At 65.4% G+C, this 17,741-nt stretch carries 15 protein-coding genes and 1 tRNA gene; 5 read left to right on the top strand and 11 right to left on the bottom strand.

The genetic code is table 11. The annotated features are described in order from the left end of the window. Nucleotides 1-182: 182 nt before the first annotated feature. On the top strand, nucleotides 183-1,007 hold the full coding sequence (locus tag QOL82_RS21785; protein ID WP_283444416.1) for an acyl-CoA thioesterase: 825 nt from the start codon (nucleotides 183-185) through the stop codon (nucleotides 1,005-1,007). Nucleotides 1,008-1,082: 75 nt separating this feature from the next. Here QOL82_RS21785 and QOL82_RS21780 read toward each other — a convergent pair whose 3' ends face one another. Further along, nucleotides 1,083-1,964 (bottom strand): serine hydrolase, encoded by an 882-nt coding sequence (locus QOL82_RS21780; RefSeq protein ID WP_283444415.1) that lies wholly within the window; start codon nucleotides 1,962-1,964, stop codon nucleotides 1,083-1,085. Between the two features lie 223 nt (nucleotides 1,965-2,187). On the opposite strand from QOL82_RS21780, the gene QOL82_RS21775 reads away from it, so the two are divergent. From QOL82_RS21775 to QOL82_RS21765, 3 genes are all read left to right on the top strand, one after another. Continuing rightward, complete coding sequence (locus QOL82_RS21775; protein ID WP_283444414.1) at nucleotides 2,188-3,354, top strand: MFS transporter; 1,167 nt, start codon at nucleotides 2,188-2,190, stop codon at nucleotides 3,352-3,354. 41 nt (nucleotides 3,355-3,395) lie between these two features. Then, nucleotides 3,396-5,231: a malto-oligosyltrehalose trehalohydrolase gene (gene treZ / locus QOL82_RS21770; protein WP_283444413.1), complete on the top strand. Its 1,836-nt coding sequence runs from the start codon at nucleotides 3,396-3,398 to the stop codon at nucleotides 5,229-5,231. A 92-nt stretch (nucleotides 5,232-5,323) separates the two neighbouring features. Next, a complete protein-coding gene (locus QOL82_RS21765) occupies nucleotides 5,324-6,376 on the top strand; it encodes an alpha/beta fold hydrolase (RefSeq protein ID WP_283444412.1) in 1,053 nt (350 codons plus the stop codon). A gap of 25 nt (nucleotides 6,377-6,401) precedes the next feature. Here the strand turns inward: QOL82_RS21765 and QOL82_RS21760 are convergent, their stop codons facing one another. Beyond that, the gene (locus QOL82_RS21760) at nucleotides 6,402-6,824 is read right to left on the bottom strand and encodes a hypothetical protein (protein ID WP_283444411.1); all 423 of its coding nucleotides are present in this window, start codon (nucleotides 6,822-6,824) and stop codon (nucleotides 6,402-6,404) included. 243 nt (nucleotides 6,825-7,067) lie between these two features. On the opposite strand from QOL82_RS21760, the gene QOL82_RS21755 reads away from it, so the two are divergent. Next, nucleotides 7,068-7,152 (top strand) — tRNA-Leu (locus QOL82_RS21755). Nucleotides 7,153-8,208: 1,056 nt separating this feature from the next. Here the strand turns inward: QOL82_RS21755 and QOL82_RS21750 are convergent. The 9 genes from QOL82_RS21750 to bamB all read right to left on the bottom strand — a co-directional run bounded on the left by QOL82_RS21750 (nucleotide 8,209) and on the right by bamB (nucleotide 17,707). Continuing rightward, nucleotides 8,209-8,745: a phosphoribosyltransferase gene (locus tag QOL82_RS21750; protein WP_283444410.1), complete on the bottom strand. Its 537-nt coding sequence runs from the start codon at nucleotides 8,743-8,745 to the stop codon at nucleotides 8,209-8,211. A 23-nt stretch (nucleotides 8,746-8,768) separates the two neighbouring features. Next, nucleotides 8,769-10,082 carry an adenylosuccinate synthase gene (locus QOL82_RS21745; RefSeq protein ID WP_283444409.1) on the bottom strand — a complete coding sequence of 438 codons (1,314 nt, stop codon included), beginning with the start codon at nucleotides 10,080-10,082 and terminating at the stop codon, nucleotides 8,769-8,771. Between the two features lie 2 nt (nucleotides 10,083-10,084). Further along, nucleotides 10,085-11,236, bottom strand: coding sequence for an ATP phosphoribosyltransferase regulatory subunit (locus tag QOL82_RS21740; RefSeq protein ID WP_283444408.1), 1,152 nt, complete (start codon nucleotides 11,234-11,236; stop codon nucleotides 10,085-10,087). Between the two features lie 200 nt (nucleotides 11,237-11,436). Further along, nucleotides 11,437-12,321 (bottom strand): protease modulator HflC, encoded by an 885-nt coding sequence (gene hflC, locus QOL82_RS21735; RefSeq protein WP_283444407.1) that lies wholly within the window; start codon nucleotides 12,319-12,321, stop codon nucleotides 11,437-11,439. After that, nucleotides 12,321-13,616 (bottom strand): FtsH protease activity modulator HflK, encoded by a 1,296-nt coding sequence (hflK, locus tag QOL82_RS21730; protein WP_283444406.1) that lies wholly within the window; start codon nucleotides 13,614-13,616, stop codon nucleotides 12,321-12,323. The genes hflC and hflK overlap by 1 nt, the downstream gene beginning before the upstream one ends. Nucleotides 13,617-13,639: 23 nt before the next feature. Further along, nucleotides 13,640-14,788 (bottom strand): GTPase HflX, encoded by a 1,149-nt coding sequence (hflX, locus tag QOL82_RS21725; protein ID WP_283444405.1) that lies wholly within the window; start codon nucleotides 14,786-14,788, stop codon nucleotides 13,640-13,642. A 38-nt stretch (nucleotides 14,789-14,826) separates the two neighbouring features. Continuing rightward, nucleotides 14,827-15,063, bottom strand: a complete 237-nt coding sequence (gene hfq / locus QOL82_RS21720) for an RNA chaperone Hfq (RefSeq protein WP_136418236.1) — start codon at nucleotides 15,061-15,063, stop codon at nucleotides 14,827-14,829. Nucleotides 15,064-15,198: 135 nt separating this feature from the next. Then, nucleotides 15,199-16,539 carry a ribosome biogenesis GTPase Der gene (gene der, locus QOL82_RS21715; protein WP_283444404.1) on the bottom strand — a complete coding sequence of 447 codons (1,341 nt, stop codon included), beginning with the start codon at nucleotides 16,537-16,539 and terminating at the stop codon, nucleotides 15,199-15,201. 7 nt (nucleotides 16,540-16,546) lie between these two features. Further along, nucleotides 16,547-17,707: an outer membrane protein assembly factor BamB gene (gene bamB, locus QOL82_RS21710; protein WP_283444403.1), complete on the bottom strand. Its 1,161-nt coding sequence runs from the start codon at nucleotides 17,705-17,707 to the stop codon at nucleotides 16,547-16,549. Nucleotides 17,708-17,741 lie beyond the last annotated feature (34 nt).

Raw genomic sequence — 17,741 nt, 5'->3', positions numbered from 1 at the left:
GGGCATGGCCCGGCGCTCGCGCAGCGGCCTTGCCCTTGCCTCTTCGGGCCGATCGGCGCCGGTTGATCCCAGACGAATGGCATGGCGCGGCCGGTGACCCGCGCCCCTCTCCTTATGCGCATGCAGCGCCGTCCCGCCGCACTTAGAATGACAGCCAACCGCTCATTCGAAAAAGGACTTCCATGCAGGACATCTCTTCCTCCGGCCACGTATTCGACGCCGCCGTCGCGCTGACCCCGCAAGGCGGCAACGCGTATGCCGGCCACACCAGCACCGCCTACGCCAACATGGTCGGGCCGTTCGGCGGCGCCATCGGCGCGACCCTGCTCAATGCGGTGATGCTGCACCCCGAGCGCCTCGGCGACCCGCTGACGCTGACCGTCAACTTCGCCGCGCCGATTGCCGACGGCCCGTTTTCGGTGACCGCGAGGGTGATGCGGACCAACCGCAGCACCCAGCACTGGATGGTCGAACTACAGCAGGATGGACAGTCGCCGGCATTTGCGACGGCGATCACCGCCGTGCGCCGCGACACCTGGAACGAGACCGACGCCGACTTCCCGCTGGCGCCGCCGCCGGCGCAGGTGGCGCAGTCGCCGGCGCATCCGCGGGCCGCATGGACCGCCTGCTACGAAATGCGCTTCATCAGCGGCATGCCGGGCGAGACGCCGCAGGATGCCGGCGGCCACCCATCGGAGACCCGGCTATGGATACGGGACCAGCCGCCGCGGCCGTTGGATTTCCTGTCGCTGGCCGCGATCTGCGACGCATTCTATCCGCGCATCCTGCTGCGCCGGCCGACATGGACGCCGGCCGGCACCGTCGCGCTGACCACCTATTTCCACGCCGACGCCGCGCAGCTGCAGGCGCATGGCGACGCGCCGCTGCTGGGAGCGGCGCGGGCGCTACGGTACAGCAAGGGATTTTTCGACCAGAGCGCGGAAGTCTGGACGCCGGGCGGCGTGCTGGTGGCGACCAGCCACCAGGTGGTCTACTTCAAGGAATAGCGCGGGGAATCGGCGCCGGTGGGCGCCAGGCGCGGTCAAGCGGCATCAAGCGCTATCAAGCGGCGTTGCGCAGGCTCAGAGTTGCGCAACCATCGCCCGGTTGCCATGACGCGCCGGCTTGGCCGAACGCGTCGCCTTGCGCTTGGGCGCGACCGACGCTTCCATGATCGGCTCGCCGCGCAGCATCCGGTGCATGGTGACCGCGTCGGCGGTGCGGGCCACGCTCTCTCGGGCATTCAGCAGGATCATCACGGCCGAACGGCCGGCCGCCTGCACCCGCATCACGAGGCAGCGCCCTGCTTCCCGGGTGAAGCCGGTCTTCGACAGCCGGATATCCCAGGCGCTGTTGCCGACCAGGCGGTTGGTATTGCGGTAATGGGTTGCCGAGCCCTCGACTTCGATCATGTCGGCCGACGCGGTGGTCAGGCGCTCGATCTCCGGATAGCGGCCGGCCGCGATGACCAGCCGGGCGAGGTCGGTCGCGGTCGAGGTGTTATGCGGCGACAGGCCGGTGGGCTCCTCGATGTTGGTGCGGCGCATGCCCAGTTCCAACGCCTTGTTGCGCACCGCCAGGCGGAATGCGTCGAGGCTGCCCGGATAGGTGCGGGCCAGCGCGAATGCGGCCCGGTTATCGGAGGACATCAGCGCCAGTTCCAGCAGCGTGCCGCGGGTGAAGGTCGCGCCGACCGGCACGCGGGACGAGCTGTGCTTGAGCACGTCGACATCGTCGTCGGTGATGGTGATGGCCTGCTGCATGTCGAGCCGGGCGTCCAGCACCACCATCGCGGTCATCAGCTTGGTCAGCGACGCAATCGGCACGATGTCATTGGCGTTTTTTTCCAGCAGCACCGCGCCGGTGTTTTCATCCACCAGCAACGCATGCCGCGAGCCGAGCGACATCGCGCCGGCCGAAATCGAGACGCCGAGCAAAAGCGCTACCACCGCGAGTCTGATCATGACACCACCATTATTGATAAGAAGAAAGAATGATAGCGCCGTTTTTGATGCTCTACGGAATTTATGTACAAAAATCAACAAAATTCCGTGGCTGCAATGGATAAAAGCGTGCGTCTCATACGAAAACGGTCAAGCCTGCCCGCATCAACGCTACCTGCCTGCGGCCTGCTTGCCTAAAATCTTTGTTACAACTTGAATCAATTTGCTGCGAAGCCATTACCGCATGTCACGTCTTGAATACGCCTGCGGCCTGCCGCTCGCTGCGTCGGCGGCCAGATGGGCGCGCCTCATCGCCAATCCGCTCAATTTCTGCCTGCTCGGCCTGGTCTACGCGAGCTGGGCCGCGCGCGTTCCCACGGTGCGCGACGCCCTGCAGCTCAACGCGGCCGAACTCAGCATTGCGCTGCTGGGCGGCGGCGCCGGCGCCGTGCTGTCCTTCCCGCTTGCCGCCGGCCTGATACGCCGGCTCGGCGCGCGCCGCGCGTCCTTCTGCGCCGGCCTGGCGATGATGCTGTCGCTGCCGGCCATTGCGCTGTCGCCCAGCCTGGCGTGGCTGACGGCGGCGGCATTCCTGTTCGGCGCATCGACCAGCTGCTTCGACGTCGCGATCAACGCGCTCGGCGCCGTGACCGAAAAGGCTGCCGGCCGCTCGATCATGTCGATGCTGCATGCCTGGTTCTGCGCCGGCGCGCTGGCCGGCGCGCTGCTCGGCAGCCTGGCCGCCGGCGCCCAGGTGCCGGTGCTTGCGCATTACCTGATGCTGGTCGTGCCGATGTCGTTGCTCCTGCTGGTCAACGGCCGCTGGTTGCCGGACGACAGGCGCGACGACTCCGCGCCTTCGCCGCTGTACGCGCTGCCGCATGGCCCGCTGGCCATGCTGGGCGCCATCGGCTTCTGCGGCGCGATGGCCGAAGGCTCGATCGGCGACTGGAGCGGCGTCTACCTGAAGGACATCCTGCATGCCGCCGACGGCGTCGCGCCGCTGGCCTTCGCCGGCTTCACCGGCACGATGCTGGCGGCGCGGCTGGTGTGCGACCGGCTCAAGGACCGCTACGGCGCGCGCCGCGTCGTCGGCAGCGGCGCCATGCTGGCCGCGGCTGGCCTGTCCGTGGCCGCGGCGGCCCCCGGACTGGCGCTGACCCTTGCCGGCTTTGCGATCGCCGGCGCCGGCCTGGCCGCCGTATTTCCATTCGTATTCAGCGCTGGCGGCCGCCATGGCCCGACCGCGCTCGCGGGCGTGGCCACGCTCAGCTATAGCGGCAGCCTGCTGGGACCGCCGCTGATCGGCGCCATCGCGCACCGCACCGGCATGCAGGCGGCAATCGGCTTCATCGCGCTGGTCTGCGTGGCAATCTCGGTGGCGGGGCTGCGCGCCTCGGCGCTGGAATGAACGCGACCCGACAACCAACATGCAGACACCGAAGGAATGACATGCACTCAATAGACCTCCCCGGCCTCACCATCGCCGACATACCGGCCACCACCTACGGGACGTCTCTGGTCGCGCCCGGGCTGACCTGTTTCCGCCTGTGGGCGCCGAATGCGCAGCGGGTCGATGTCGTCATCAACGGCGGCGCGGCCGTCGAGCCGATGCGCCAGCTCGCAAACGGCTGGTTCGAAGCGTATGTGAAGTGCGGCGCCGGCACCCCCTACCTGTTCCGGCTGGATGGCGACCTCGAGGTCCCGGACCCGGCATCGCGCGCGCAGCAAAGCGACGCCCACGGCCCCAGCCTCGTGATGGACCCGAACAGCTACCAGTGGCGCGACGCGCACTGGAGCGGCAGGCGCTGGGAAGAAACGGTGTTCTACGAAATGCATGTCGGCGCCTGCGGCGGCTTTGCCGGCGTGCTCGACATGCTGCCCTCGCTGGCCCGGCTCGGCATCACCGCCATCGAACTGATGCCGATCGCGGCATTTCCGGGCAACCGCAACTGGGGCTACGACGGCGTGCTGCAATTCGCGCCCGAAGCGTCCTATGGCACGCCCGACCAGCTCAAGGCGCTGATCGACACCGCGCATGCGCTGGACATGCAGGTGTTCCTCGACGTGGTCTACAACCATTTCGGCCCGGACGGCAATTACCTGAACACCTATGCGCGCACCTTCTTCCGCGACGACCTGAGCACGCCGTGGGGCGCGGCGATCGACTTCCGGCGGCCGGAGGTCAAGGAGTTCTTCGTCCAGAACGCGCTCTACTGGATCAATGAATTCCATATCGACGGACTGCGGATGGATGCGCTGCATGCGATCAAGGAGCAGGAATGGCTGCCCGAGCTGGCGGCCGACATCCGCGCCCGGATCAGGCCGGGCCGCCATGTGCACCTGGTGATGGAGCACGAGGACAATGCGGCGCACCTGATGCCCTCCTCCTTCAACGCCCAGTGGAACGACGATGGCCACCATGCGCTGCACGTGCTGCTGACCGGCGAGACTTCCGGCTACTACACCGATTATGCGGAGGACACCGCCGCCAAGCTGTGCCGCTGCCTCGAACAGGGCTTCATCTACCAGGGCGAGCCGTCGCCGCACCGGATGGGAACCCCGCGCGGCACGCCCAGCGGGCACCTGCCGCCGTCGTCCTTCGTGCTGTTCCTGCAGAACCATGACCAGATCGGCAACCGCGCTTTCGGCGAACGCCTGACGACGCTGGCGCGCCCGGCCGCACTGCGCGCCGCGATGGCGCTGCTGCTGCTGTCGCCGCAGATCCCGCTGCTGTTCATGGGCGAGCCGGTCGGCGCGACCGAGCCGTTCCGCTATTTCACCGATTACAAGGACGAGGCGCTGGCGCAGGCGGTGCGCGAGGGCCGGCGCAGCGAGTTCGCCGCCTTTGCCGAGTTCGAGGACCCCGAGCGCCGCGCCGCCATACCCGACCCCAACGACGCCGGGACCTTCGAGGCCTCGATCCCGACCACGGTGAGCGACGGCGACCTCAGCGCCAACCGCCGCCGCTGGCTGGCCTGGACCCGCTCGCTGCTGGCGGCGCGCCACGCGCACGTGATCCCGCGGCTGGCCGGCTGCACGGCCGACCGTGCGCGCGTGCTGGGCAGCCATGCGGTCGAAGCGCGCTGGCGCCTGGGCGATGGCAGCCTTTTGATGATCGCAGTCAACCTGCTCGACAGCCCGGTGCCTTATCGTCCAGATACCGGTCCAGGCGAGGAACACCTGTTGTTTGAAACCCCCGGCGCATTGTTCGGGCTGCGTGAAGGCGTGTTGCCGGGAGACGGCCTGATCGCGCTGATGATGCCGCCCGAGGCGCCGCAGGCGTAGGACGCGCTCCGGGCAATGGCCGGAAGCGGCCGGAACTTGTCTTAACCGCAACTGTCACACGGACATTCTTCGACTTTTTAACTCACTGCCAGATGCCCAATTTAAAAAACAAAGACATCCTGATCCGTGCCGGCGGCGTTGCGCTGGCCACGGCTGCAACCCTGGCGGCGTCCGCGCTGTACGCGAAAGTCCGCACGCGCCAGGCCGAGCGCGACAATCCGCCGGAAGGCGAATTCATCGACATCGACCGGGTGCGCCTGCACTATATCGACCGCGGCCAGGGGCCGGCGGTCGTGCTGGTGCACGGCAACGGCAGCATGATCCAGGATTTCGAGTTGAGCGGGATCGTCGACAAGCTGGCTGAAACCAACCGCGTGATCGTGTTCGACCGCCCCGGCTATGGCCACAGCGACCGCCCCGATTTCCGCAACTTCGACCCGCGCTCGCAGGCCGCGCTGCTGCGCCGCGCGCTGCTGCGGCTGCATGTCGAAGACCCGGTCATCGTCGGCCACTCCTGGGGCACGCTGATCGCCTTGTGGATGGGCGTGATGCACCCGAACGCGATACGCGGCCTGGTGCTGATGTCCGGCTATTACTATCCGTCGCTGCGGCTGGACGTACCGCTGCTGTCGATGCCGGCCATCCCTTATGTCGGCACCTTCCTTCGCCATACGGTCTCCCCGGTGCTCGGACGCATGATGTGGCCACTGATCAAGCGCCGCGTGTTCGGCCCGCCGGCAACGCCCGAGCCGTTCGCGTCCGGCTATCCGGTATGGATGTCGCTGCGCCCCGGCACACTCTACGCCAGCGCCAGCGAGACGGCGATGATGCAGTCGGCGGCCAGCGAACTGGCGCCGCAGTTCGAGCGGCTCAAGGTACCCGTGACGCTGCTGGCGGGCGCCAGCGACAGGCTGGTCAGCACCAAGGCGCAGACCATGCGGCTGCACAAGGCGCTTCGGATGAGCAGGCTGCATGTCGTCGAGGGCAAGGGACACATGCTGCATCACGAGGCGCCGGACGACGTGGTGCTGGCGATACGGCAGGCCGCCGCCGCGTCCGCCCCCGGACAGCCGTTATTGACGGGCTCGGCTAACACCACCGCGCATGACATGTACGGCACCCACAAGGGCGTGTCGCACGGCTAGCGGACCCGCATCGCCGGCGGGGGCGTCAGCCGCCGTTCGCCAGCGACTGCCGGATCGCGCTGCGCAGGTTCAGGTAGGCCTGCTCCTCGTCGCTTCCCGGATCGAGCTGCGACAGGTTGAACAGGCCGCTCGCGCCCATGCTCTTCATTGCCGTCCGTATGCCGCGCGTGATCGCGCTGGACAGCATGCCTTCATCGCGCAGGATGCCCCAGAACGGGATATCGGAGAATTGCGGATCGGCCTTGACCAGCTTCAGCAGGTCGAACATGCGGCCGTCATCGAAATGCACGCCGCAGGCAATCATCGCAAGAGGTTCGCCGCCCAGCCCGTCCAGCACCGCCTGCGCCTCCGCCAGCGTCGCGCAACTGATCACATCAAACTCGTCGCCGAACACGCGGCGCATCACGCCCGCATCCTCAGGACGGATTGCGACAAGTACCTTGACCATCGTTGCTCCCGGTTACATGGCTGAAGACGCGGCCGGCGTCTTGCCGCGCTTGTCCCTCTTGTAACTTCGAGTGTATGTTTCCATGCGCCCAATGTAAATATGGGTTTTCGATCCAGGATCGGCTTCCTGCCATGCATCAGCACGCGATGACAATTCATGTCGGCCAGGCATTGACCACACTGCCGATGTTCTATATAGTTCTGGCTCTCCGCGAACGCCGCAGCAGTAAAGGCGATCAGCGAAGCCCACGTGGCGGAATTGGTAGACGCGCATGGTTCAGGTCCATGTGCCGCAAGGTGTGGGGGTTCGAGTCCCTCCGTGGGCACCAAAACAAGAAAGGCCGGTTGCGCAAGCAACCGGCCTTTTGCATTTGGCGCCCACGAGCAAAGCGCCTGCGCGCTTTGCGGGAGGGACTCGAAAGCCTGGCCCTGCAGGGCCAGGCGGGGTCGCGGAACGTGACCGAGCTCCCTCCGTGGGCACCAAAACAAGAAAGGCCGGTTGCGCAAGCAACCGGCCTTTTGCATTTGGCGCCCACGAGCAAAGCGCCTGCGCGCTTTGCGGGAGGGACTCGAAAGCCTGGCCCTGCAGGGCCAGGCGGGGTCGCGGAACGTGACCGAGCTCCCTCCGTGGGCACCAAAACAAGAAAGGCCGGTTGCGCAAGCAACCGGCCTTTTGCATTTGGCGCCCACGAGCAAAGCGCCTGCGCGCTTTGCGGGAGGGACTCGAAAGCCTGGCCCTGCAGGGCCAGGCGGGGTCGCGGAACGTGACCGAGCTCCCTCCGTGGGCACCAAAACAAGAAAGGCCGGTTGCGAAAGCAACCGGCCTTTTGCGTTTTGGCGCCCACGAGCAAAGCGCCTGCGCGCTTTGCGGGAGGGAATTGAAAGCCTGGCCCTGCAGGGCCAGGCGGGGTCGCGGAACGTGACCGAGCTCCCTCCGTGGGCACCAAAACAAGAAAGGCCGGTTGCGAAAGCAACCGGCCTTTTGCGTTTTGGCGCCCACGAGCAAAGCGCCTGCGCGCTTTGCGGGAGGGAATTGAAAGCCTGGCCCTGCAGGGCCAGGCGGGGTCGCGGAACGTGACCGAGCTCCCTCCGTGGGCACCAAAACAAGAAAGGCCGGTTGCTTTCGCAACCGGCCTTTTGCGTTTTGGCGCCCACGAGCAAAGCGCCTGCGCGCTTTGCGGGAGGGACTCGAAAGCCTGGCCCTGCAGGGACAGGCGGGGTCGCGGAACGTGACCGAGCCCCCTCCGTCAAAAACAAAGGTTTGATTGATGAATCAATCAAACCTCTGACCAAACCCTGAATGATCCGGCTCCGCGGGTCATTCATTTCAGATCAGCCAAAAAAAATGCCGGCAACGCCGGCATCCTCCTTCGAGCCAAGCAACCCTACTTGCTTTCACCCTTCTTCATCCACGCCGCCAACTGGTGCGGACGCAGGCCGTCGTATTCCTCGAACGGCTGGTGAATCCACGGATTCGACTCCAGGTACTGCAGGTAGAAATCCGGCCGCACCGAAGAACATGCCTTGCACCAGATCACGGCCGACCGGACCTCGGTCACCGCCGGGAAATTGGTGCGCAGGTGCGACTGCACCTGCTCCAGCGTCACGCCGGAATCGACCAGGTCGTCGACCAGCAGCACGCGGCCCGACAGCGAGCCGCGGGTCATCGTGATGTACTTGGCGATGTCGAGGCTGCCACGCACGGTGCCCTCTTCCTCCCGGTACGAACTGGTCGACAGGATGGCCAGGGGCACGTCGAAGATGCGCGAGAAAATGTCGCCGGGACGCATCCCGCCGCGCGCCAGGCACAGCACGTGGTCGAAGCGCCAGCCCGACTCGTGCACCATCAGCGCCAGCGATTCGATCGCATGGTGATATTCATCCCAGGAGACCCAGAGGTCCTTGTCCGTTGATACCGGCATAGTGCTATTCCTTCCTTGCTGACTTATTGAAACGGGTGACGCAGTACGATGGTTTCCTCGCGGTCGGGACCGGTGGACACCATGTCGATCGGCACGCCGACCAGCGCCTCGATGCGCAGGATGTAGGCACGCGCATTCGCCGGCAAGGCGTCCATCGACTTCGCGCCGACGGTGGACTCGCTCCAGCCTGGCATTTCCTCGTAGACCGGCACGCAGCGTGCCGCGTCTTCCGCGCCGACCGGGAAAATGTCGACCGGCTTGCCGTCGATCAGGTAGCCGGTGCACAGCTTCAGCGTTTCCACGCCGTCCAGCACGTCGAGCTTGGTCAGGCACATGCCGGACACGCCGTTGATCTGCACCGAGCGCTTCAGGAGCGCCGCATCGAACCAGCCGCAGCGGCGGGCGCGCCCGGTCACCGTGCCGAATTCGTGGCCGACGCTCGCCAGGTGCTTGCCGACGCCCTCGTCGGTCGCCAGCTCGGACGGGAATGGGCCCGAGCCGACGCGCGTGGTGTAGGCCTTGGTGATGCCGAGGATGTAGTGCAGCATGTTCGGGCCGACGCCCGAGCCGGCCGACGCATTGCCGGCCACGCAGTTGCTGGAGGTCACGTACGGGTAGGTGCCGTGGTCGACGTCCAGCAGGCTGCCCTGCGCGCCTTCGAACAGCAGGCTGGCGCCGCCCTTGTACGCGGCATGCAGTGCGCTCGAGACATCGGTCACCATCGGCGCCAGGCGCGCCACGTCGGCCAGCGCGCCGTCCAGCGTCTTCTGGAAGTCCACCGGCTGCGCATGCAGGTAATTCACCAGCACGTGATTGTGGTAATCGAGGTTCTCGCGCAGCTTCTCGGCGAAGCGGCCGGCGTTGAGCAGGTCGGCCACGCGGATCGCGCGACGCGCAACCTTGTCTTCATAGGCCGGGCCGATGCCCTTGCCGGTCGTGCCGATCTTGGCGGCGCCGCGGGCGATCTCGCGGGCGGCATCCAGAGCGGTGTGATAAGGCAGGATCACCGGGCAGGCTTCCGACACCTTCAGGCGCGACGCCACTTCGACGCCGGCGGCCTCGAGCTTGTCGATCTCGCGCAGCAGGTCGGGCACGGACAGCACCACGCCATTGCCGATGTAGCAGGCCACGCCTTCGCGCATGATGCCCGACGGGATCAGCTGCAGCGCGGTCTTCTTGCCGCCGATAACGAGTGTGTGGCCGGCATTGTGGCCGCCCTGGAACCGCACCACGCCCTGGGCGTGATCGGTGAGCCAGTCGACGATCTTGCCCTTGCCTTCATCGCCCCATTGGGTGCCGATGACCACCACATTTTTTGCCATGCTATTTTGTGACATCACTAACCTAACGTTTTGAGATTCCAGTTTCCATCCTCGAGCACGATCTCGCGATCGTAGTCGAACTCCTGCTGATCGGCTTCATGGCCGGGCAAATGCTGGATGACGATTTCACCCGCGCCGCGCAGCGCGGCAATCCGGTTGCGCAGTTCGGGGTCGCGGCTCCACGGCGCGAAGATCGCCGCGCGCGGCGTGGCGCCGGGCAGGAGCCTGGCGAGTTCGCGCAGGTCCATCGAAAAACCCGTCGCCGGACGGGCGCGGCCGAATGCCTGGCCGACATGATCGTAGCGGCCGCCGCGGGCCACCGCGTTCGGCAGGCCGGGCACGTAGAGCGCGAACATCGCGCCGCTTTCATACTGGTAGCCGGACAGGTCGGCAAGGTCGACGGTCACCGCGGCGTCGCCGGCCAGCGCGATCAGTGCGCCCAGTTCGTCGAGCGCGCGGGTGATGCGGGGCAGCACCGGCAGTGCCATCCGCGCCTGCTCCAGCACGCCGGCGTCGCCATACAGCCCGGGCAGGGCCAGCAGCGCGTCGCGCGTGACCGGCTCGTAATCCTCGACCAGCACCGACAGGCCGGGCACATCCTTGGCGCGCAACAGCATCACCAGCGCCGCCTCGTCCTCGCGGGCGTTCTCGTCATGCTCGATCAATGCCCGCAGCAGGCCCGCATGGGTCAGGTCGAGCCGGACTTCCGTGAAGCCGGCCAGCGCCAGCGAGGCAAGCGCGAGTTCCTGGATTTCGGCGTCCGCTTCCAGCCCGGCATGGCCGTAGATCTCGGCGCCGATCTGCAGCGGCTCGCGGGTTGCATGGAGGCCGGACGGACGGGTATGCAGCACGCTGCCGGCATAGCAGAGCCGGGTGACGGAGGCGCGGTTGAGCAGGTGGGCGTCGATGCGGGCGACCTGCGTCGTCATGTCGGCGCGCAGGCCCATGGTGCGGCCGGACAGCTGGTCGACCAGCTTGAACATGCGCAGGTCCATGTCATGGCCGCCGACCGGCATCAGCGAGTCGAGATACTCGAGCATCGGCGGCATCACGAGTTCGTAGCCGTACAGCTGGAAGTTGTCGAGGATCTTGCGGCGAAGCTCCTCGATCTTGCGCGCTTCCGACGGCAGGACGTCAGCGATGTTTTCAGGAAGAAGCCAGTTAGGCATGAAAGATGGCGTAATGCTCAGAAAAGATGAAAACGATATTGACCCACATGACAAGGCCGACGATCCGATCACTCGGCGTCGGCGTTGTAGCTGTCGGGGTTGCGATGTCAGTGCCTGCCGGCCCTTGCGGGCTGGCGCCGGCGCAGGGCCGGCCAAGCCAAAGGCAGTATTGTCACCGAGCTTAACAATTCATGCCAGTGTTACTTTTTGGCGGTAGCACCGTCGGCACTGCGGAAATAGCGGAAGAACTCGGAATTCGGGTCCAGAACCAGCAAATCGCTGCGGTTGCGGAAGCTGTTGCGATAGGCCTCGAGGCTGCGGTAGAACTTGAAGAACTCGGGGTTTTGCCCGAACGCCTCTGCGTACACCTGCGACGCCTTCGCGTCGCCGTCACCGCGGATGCTCTCGGCGTCACGGTAGGCTTCCGCCAGGATGACGGTGCGCTGGCGGTCGGCGTCGGCGCGGATCTTTTCCGATTCGGCGGCGCCGGTCGAGCGCAGTTCGTTGGCCACCCGCGCCCGCTCCGACTTCATCCGCTCGTAGACCGATGCATTGATCTGCTCGACGTAGTCGACCCGCTTCAGCCGCACGTCGATGATTTCGCCGCCGATCTGGCGCGCCTCTTCCGACACCTTGTTGCGGATGGCGTCCATCACCTTGCCGCGCTCGCCCGAGATCACTTCGCGCACGGTCCGCTTGGTGATTTCCTCGTTCAGCGCGGCCTTGATGATCTGCGCCATCCGGTCCTGCGCACGCCGCTCGTCGCCGCCGAAGCTGACAAAATAGAGACGCGGGTCGGTGATGCGCCATTTGACGAAGGCATCGACCAGGATGTTCTTTTTCTCGGCCGTGATGAAACGGTCGGCTTCCGGCGTGTCCAGCGTCAGGATGCGCTTGTCGAGGAACACCACGTTCTGGAAAGGCGGCGGCAGCTTGAAATGCAGGCCGGGCTCATTGATCACCTTCTTGACTTCACCCAGCGCGAACACGATCGCGTACTGGCGCTGGTCGACGACGAACAGCGTGGAAAACAGCAGGGACAGCGCTATCAGTCCCAGCACGAGCATGGTAAAGGTGCGGCTCATCAGCGGGTCTCCCTGTCACGGCTGTTGCGGCTTTCGCGGCTGCGCGCATCGTTTGCGCGCGGCAATTCGAGGTTGGGCGTCGGCTCGACCGTCACGGGCGGCGGCATTGTCGCCGGCGCGCCGGAACGCGCTGCGGAAGTGTCGGCAGCCGACTGCGAAATCAGCTTGTCCAGCGGCAGGTACATCAGGTTGTTACCGGAACGCGAATCGACCATGAGCTTGGTGGTGTTGGAAAAGATCTGTTGCATGACATCAAGATACATACGGTCCCGGGTCACGGCCGGCGCTTTCTGGTACTCGACCAGCACCTGCTTGAAGCGCGCCGCCTCGCCTTCCGCGTTGGCGATGATGCGCGCGCGGTAGCCTTCGGATTCCTGCGCCAGCCGCGATGCGGCGCCGCGCGCCTTGGGCACCACGTCGTTCGCATACGCCTGGCCTTCGTTCTTCAGCCGTTCGCGGTCCTGTCCGGCCTTGACCGCATCGTCGAACGCAGCCTGCACCTGCTCGGGCGGTTGCACGCCCTGCATCGTCACATTGGTGATCTGCACGCCGGCCTTGTAGCGGTCGACGATCTGCTGCATCAGCTGGCCGACCTCGAAAGCCACCTTTTCGCGGCCCTCGTACAGCACGAAGTCCATCTTGCTCTTGCCGACGACTTCGCGGATGGCGGTCTCGGCAACCTGCTTGACGGTCTCTTCCTGGTCGCGCATGTTGAATACCCACTCGGACGCATTCTTGAGCTTGTATTGCACGGCAAACTGGATATCGATGATGTTTTCGTCATCGGTCAGCATCAGCGATTCGCGGCCGACCTTGTTGCGCACCGTGGAGCGGTAACCGACTTCGACCGTGCGGACGGTGGAAACGTTGACGATTTCGTGCGTCTGGATCGGCGACGGCCAGCGCCAGTTGAAACCCGCGGGCGTCATGTGGCTGTAGCGCCCGAAGGTCATCACGACGCCGGTCTGGCCTTCCTGCACGATGAAGAAGCCGCTGATCAGCCACAGGAACGCGACGATCGCCGCGATGATGCCGGCGCCGATGCTAGCGCCGCGCATGTCGGGCATCATGCCGCCGCCCTCGCCGCCGCCGCCCCCGCCACCGCCGCGCTTGCCGAACAGCCGGTTGATGCGCTGGTTGAAGTCGCGCCACAGCTGGTCGAGGTCGGGCGGGCCGTCGCTGGGCCGCTTGCTGTCCTGGTTCTGCGGCTGTTCGCCGTTTTCCGGGCCGCGTCCCCAGCGGGGATCGTTCAGCGAGAATTTAAGGCCGATTCTTTTCAAAAATGGTACAGGCATGCTGTCGCAATCCGGCGTAAAAGTTATAGATTTGTATGCTGATCGAAAGCCGTGAAACGCATGTCGTCGGCGTCGGCCGACGGCTGTTCACTGGTCTGCGATGCATGCTCTTTTGCAGCGAATTCGGCAATTGCCTCCCGCAACAGGTCGACCCCTTCGCCGGTCTGGGCGCTGATGAAAACCCGGCGGATTTTATCATATTCATCACGTTCGACCGCCGGCTCCAGCCCTGCCGCATCGATCTTGTTCCAGATGAGAATCTGCGGGATGTGGTCGGCGCCGATCTCTTTCAGCACGGCATTGACCTGCTCCACCTGCTCGAGCCGCGTCGGGCTGGACGCGTCGACCACGTGCAGCAGCACGTCGGCATGGATCGTCTCTTCGAGCGTCGCGCGGAAGGCCGCCACCAGCTGGTGCGGCAATTCGCGGATGAAACCGACGGTGTCCGAAATCACCACGCTGCCGACGTCGCCCAGGTAAACCCGGCGCGACGTCGTGTCCAGCGTCGCGAACAGCTGGTCCGCCGCATATACCTGCGCCTTGGTCATCGCGTTGAACAGCGTGGACTTGCCGGCATTGGTATAGCCGACCAGCGACACCGACAGCATGTTGCTGCGTCCGCGCGCCCGGCGCTGGGTCTCGTGCTGGCGCTGCAGCTTCTTCAGCTTGGCGCGCAGGCCCTTGACGCGTTCGCCTATCAGGCGGCGGTCGGTCTCGAGCTGGGTTTCACCCGGGCCGCGCAGGCCGATACCGCCTTTTTGCCGTTCGAGGTGGGTCCAGCCGCGGATCAGGCGGGTGGCGAGATGCTGCAGCTGGGCCAGTTCGACCTGCACCTTGCCCTCGTGGCTCTGCGCGCGCTGCGCGAAGATGTCCAGGATCAGGCTGGTGCGGTCGACCACGCGCACCTTGAGCACGCGCTCGAGGTTCCTCTGCTGGGCCGGCGACAGCGCATGGTTGAACACGACGATGTCGAGATGCTCGTCTTCCACAGCCTGCGCAATTTCCTGCGCCTTGCCGGAGCCGACATACAGGGCGGGATCGGGACTGGAACGCTTGCCAAGGATGGTCAGGATGGGTTCGGCGCCAGCCGAACTGGACAACAGGCCGAGTTCGTCGAGACTGGCAGCAAAATCCCCCTTGCCAAAGTCGACGCCGACGAGAGCCGCGCGCATCTCAGCGACCGCCCGGCGGCGGATAGGGGTGCGCAGCGTTATTCAGCGTCCGACTCCAGGTTGAGATTGACTGCGCGTGCGGGCACGACAGTCGAAATGGCATGCTTGTAGACCATCTGCGTGACGGTGTTGCGCAGCAGAACGACATACTGGTCGAACGATTCGATGTGACCCTGGAGTTTGATGCCGTTGACCAGATAAATGGAAACAGGAACGTGCTCTTTGCGCAAGGCGTTGAGGAAGGGGTCTTGTAATAGTTGCCCTTTATTGCTCATGGAAGCTCCATTGTGTTGTTGTGATGAGGAGTTGGAGGCGACTCGACCAGATTCAAGGTACGCCAGTGGCACGCAGCTTGAATGTAATCGATTTTCCGCGGTATTGCCAAACGAATGAGCGCCCTACCCGCGCCTTTATCCGCTTTTCGCAAAAGGGTTCTTGCCGGACCGGAGTTCTATACGCAGTGGAGTGCCGACCAGCGAAAAAGTTTCGCGGAAGTGCTTCTCCAGGTAGCGCTTGTAATTGGCGTCGATCGCTTCCAGCGCATTGCCGTGAATGACGATGACCGGCGGGTTCTGGCCGCCCTGGTGCGCATAGCGCAGCTTGGGACGGATCGAGCCCTTGCGGCGAGGCTGCTGGTGTTCGACCGCTTCCTCGAGCGCCCGGGTCAGCTTGGGCGTCGGCAGGTTGGCGGTGGCCGCGGCATAGGCGCTGTCGACCGATTTCATCATTGGCGCGATGCCGGTGGACTTCAGCGCCGAGATGAAATGGAACTTGGCGAAGGACAGGAAGCTGAGCTTGCGGTCGAGGTCGATCTTGATCTCGTCGCGGCGGTCGCTGGTCAGGCCGTCCCACTTGTTGATGGCGACCACCAGCGCCCGGCCGCTTTCGAGGATGAAGCCGGCGATGTGCGCATCCTGTTCCGAGATATCCTGCTGCGCGTCCAGCAGCAGGATGACCACGTTGGCCTCGGAAATCGACTGCAGCGTCTTGACCACCGAGAATTTCTCGATCGCCTCGAACACCTTGCCGCGCTTGCGGATGCCGGCGGTGTCGATCAGCGAATACTTGCGGCCGTCGCGCTCGAACGGGATCTCGATCGAGTCGCGGGTCGTGCCGGGCATGTCGAAAGCGATCACGCGGTCTTCGCCGAGCAGCGTGTTGACCAGCGTCGACTTGCCGACGTTCGGCCGGCCGACGATGGCGATGCGGATGCCGCGGTCCTGTTCGTCCGCAGTTTCCTCGACCTCCGTCTGCTGCGCGGTCGCGAGGTCGAGCGCTTCGTCGACCAGGTCCATCACGCCGTCGCCGTGGGCGGCCGAGATCACGTACGGGTCGCCCAGCCCGAGTTCATAGAATTCGGCGGTGACCGCGGTGTACTGCATCCCTTCGGACTTGTTGATCACCAGCATCACCGGCCTGCCGGAGCGGCGCAGGAAGTCGGTGATCGTCTTGTCGTGCGGCGTCAGCCCCTGGCGGCCGTCGACGATGAAGATCACCATGTCGGCTTCGGCGACCGCCTGCTTGGTCTGCTTCGCCATCTCGAACATGATGCCCTCCTTCGCCACGGGCTCGAAACCGCCGGTGTCGATGACCAGGAAAGGCCGTTCGCCGATACGGCCTTCGCCGTAATGCCGGTCGCGGGTCAGACCTGGCAGGTCGGCAACAAGGGCATCACGCGAACGCGTCAGGCGATTGAAGAGCGTGGATTTGCCGACGTTGGGTCGACCTACTAATGCGATAACCGGCTTCATGACTTTCTTACTCGGCCGTCAATGCGGCCACTATACCTGCTTGTGTTTGAAAAATAACCGTATTGCCGTTCACGACCGGCGTTCCGATGACCTGGCTGCCGTCGCTGGCGGCCCGCGCGAGCGTCGCGCCGTCCTCGCGCGAGAGGAAATGCATGTAACCCTGGTAGTCGCCCACCGCGACCGTGCGTCCCACTGCCACCGGGGTCGAGAGGCGGCGGTTGGCCAGCGTATTGTTGCGCCAGACGCCGACACCCGCATCATAGGTGAATGCGTTGACGTTGCCGCGTTCGTCCGCGCCATAAACATGATTGTCGTCGGCGCCGAGGCCGACTTCGCTGGAAAATTCCTTGGCCCAGCGGGTGGAGCCGCTGCTCGCGTCCACGCAGCCGATGCGGCCCTGGTAAGCGACCGCGCAGACTTCGCGGCCCACCATCACCGGGATGCCCGACACGTCGGCGATGCGCTCGAGTTCGGTCGCGCCGCGCGGGTCGCCGACCGCCACTTCCCAGCGCGGGCCGCCGTTGGACAGCGTCAGCGCGACCATGCGTCCGCCCGGCATGCCGACATAGGCCGACGTCGCGTCGACGGCGATGCCCGGCGCACTGCGCAATGCCAGCGCCGGCGCGGCGCGCTGCAGCTGCCAGCGGCGCACGCCGCTGTCGGCGTCGAATGCGGCGATCCGGTTGTCGATGCTGCGCACGATGACCAGGCCCTGCGCCACGGCCGGCGCGCCAAGAATCTCGCTCGACGCCTGCGCCTTCCAGCGCTGCTTGCCGTCCGCGCTGTAGGCCAGCAGCACGCCGCCGGCCGCGCCCACGGCGACCGTGCCGGCGTCGGCGCCGACGCCCGCGGTCAGCGGCACGCCGGCGTTGATGCGCCAGAGCTGGTTGCCGTTCGCCGCGTCGAGCCGGGCTATCGTGCCGTCGGCGGCAGCGACGAACACGCTGCCCTGGACCAGAGCGGGGTTGAACAATGCAGTGCCGGCCTTGCCGATGTTGACGGACCAGGCAGTGCGCACGTTCATCGACGGCTTGATATCGACCAGCGCGGCAGGCGGATTGCGCGGCGCCGGCTTGCTGGCGAACGGGTTAAGCGACTGCAGGGTCGAACAGCCGCCGAGGACGGCCAGCGCGATGCCTACGGATGCGGCCTTTGCTGCAATTTGCATTGTTTTCCCTTTTTATACTTGTGCGGTGAACAGG

Source organism: Noviherbaspirillum suwonense (genome assembly GCF_900182955.1).
Classification (GTDB): domain Bacteria; phylum Pseudomonadota; class Gammaproteobacteria; order Burkholderiales; family Burkholderiaceae_D; genus Noviherbaspirillum_A; species Noviherbaspirillum_A suwonense.
This window is presented reverse-complemented; position numbering and strand designations above follow the sequence as displayed.

Excerpts from the sequence above, each read along its gene's own strand:
- QOL82_RS21785 (WP_283444416.1), top strand. The coding sequence starts at position 183 with ATGCAGGACATCTCTTCCTCCGGCCACGTATTCGACGCCGCCGTCGCG.
- QOL82_RS21780 (WP_283444415.1), bottom strand. The coding sequence starts at position 1,964 with ATGATCAGACTCGCGGTGGTAGCGCTTTTGCTCGGCGTCTCGATTTCG.
- QOL82_RS21775 (WP_283444414.1), top strand. The coding sequence starts at position 2,188 with ATGTCACGTCTTGAATACGCCTGCGGCCTGCCGCTCGCTGCGTCGGCG.
- treZ (WP_283444413.1), top strand. The coding sequence starts at position 3,396 with ATGCACTCAATAGACCTCCCCGGCCTCACCATCGCCGACATACCGGCC.
- QOL82_RS21765 (WP_283444412.1), top strand. The coding sequence starts at position 5,324 with ATGCCCAATTTAAAAAACAAAGACATCCTGATCCGTGCCGGCGGCGTT.
- QOL82_RS21760 (WP_283444411.1), bottom strand. The coding sequence starts at position 6,824 with ATGGTCAAGGTACTTGTCGCAATCCGTCCTGAGGATGCGGGCGTGATG.
- QOL82_RS21750 (WP_283444410.1), bottom strand. The coding sequence starts at position 8,745 with ATGCCGGTATCAACGGACAAGGACCTCTGGGTCTCCTGGGATGAATAT.
- QOL82_RS21745 (WP_283444409.1), bottom strand. The coding sequence starts at position 10,082 with ATGTCACAAAATAGCATGGCAAAAAATGTGGTGGTCATCGGCACCCAA.
- QOL82_RS21740 (WP_283444408.1), bottom strand. The coding sequence starts at position 11,236 with ATGCCTAACTGGCTTCTTCCTGAAAACATCGCTGACGTCCTGCCGTCG.
- hflC (WP_283444407.1), bottom strand. The coding sequence starts at position 12,321 with ATGAGCCGCACCTTTACCATGCTCGTGCTGGGACTGATAGCGCTGTCC.
- hflK (WP_283444406.1), bottom strand. The coding sequence starts at position 13,616 with ATGCCTGTACCATTTTTGAAAAGAATCGGCCTTAAATTCTCGCTGAAC.
- hflX (WP_283444405.1), bottom strand. The coding sequence starts at position 14,788 with ATGCGCGCGGCTCTCGTCGGCGTCGACTTTGGCAAGGGGGATTTTGCT.
- hfq (WP_136418236.1), bottom strand. The coding sequence starts at position 15,063 with ATGAGCAATAAAGGGCAACTATTACAAGACCCCTTCCTCAACGCCTTG.
- der (WP_283444404.1), bottom strand. The coding sequence starts at position 16,539 with ATGAAGCCGGTTATCGCATTAGTAGGTCGACCCAACGTCGGCAAATCC.
- bamB (WP_283444403.1), bottom strand. The coding sequence starts at position 17,707 with ATGCAAATTGCAGCAAAGGCCGCATCCGTAGGCATCGCGCTGGCCGTC.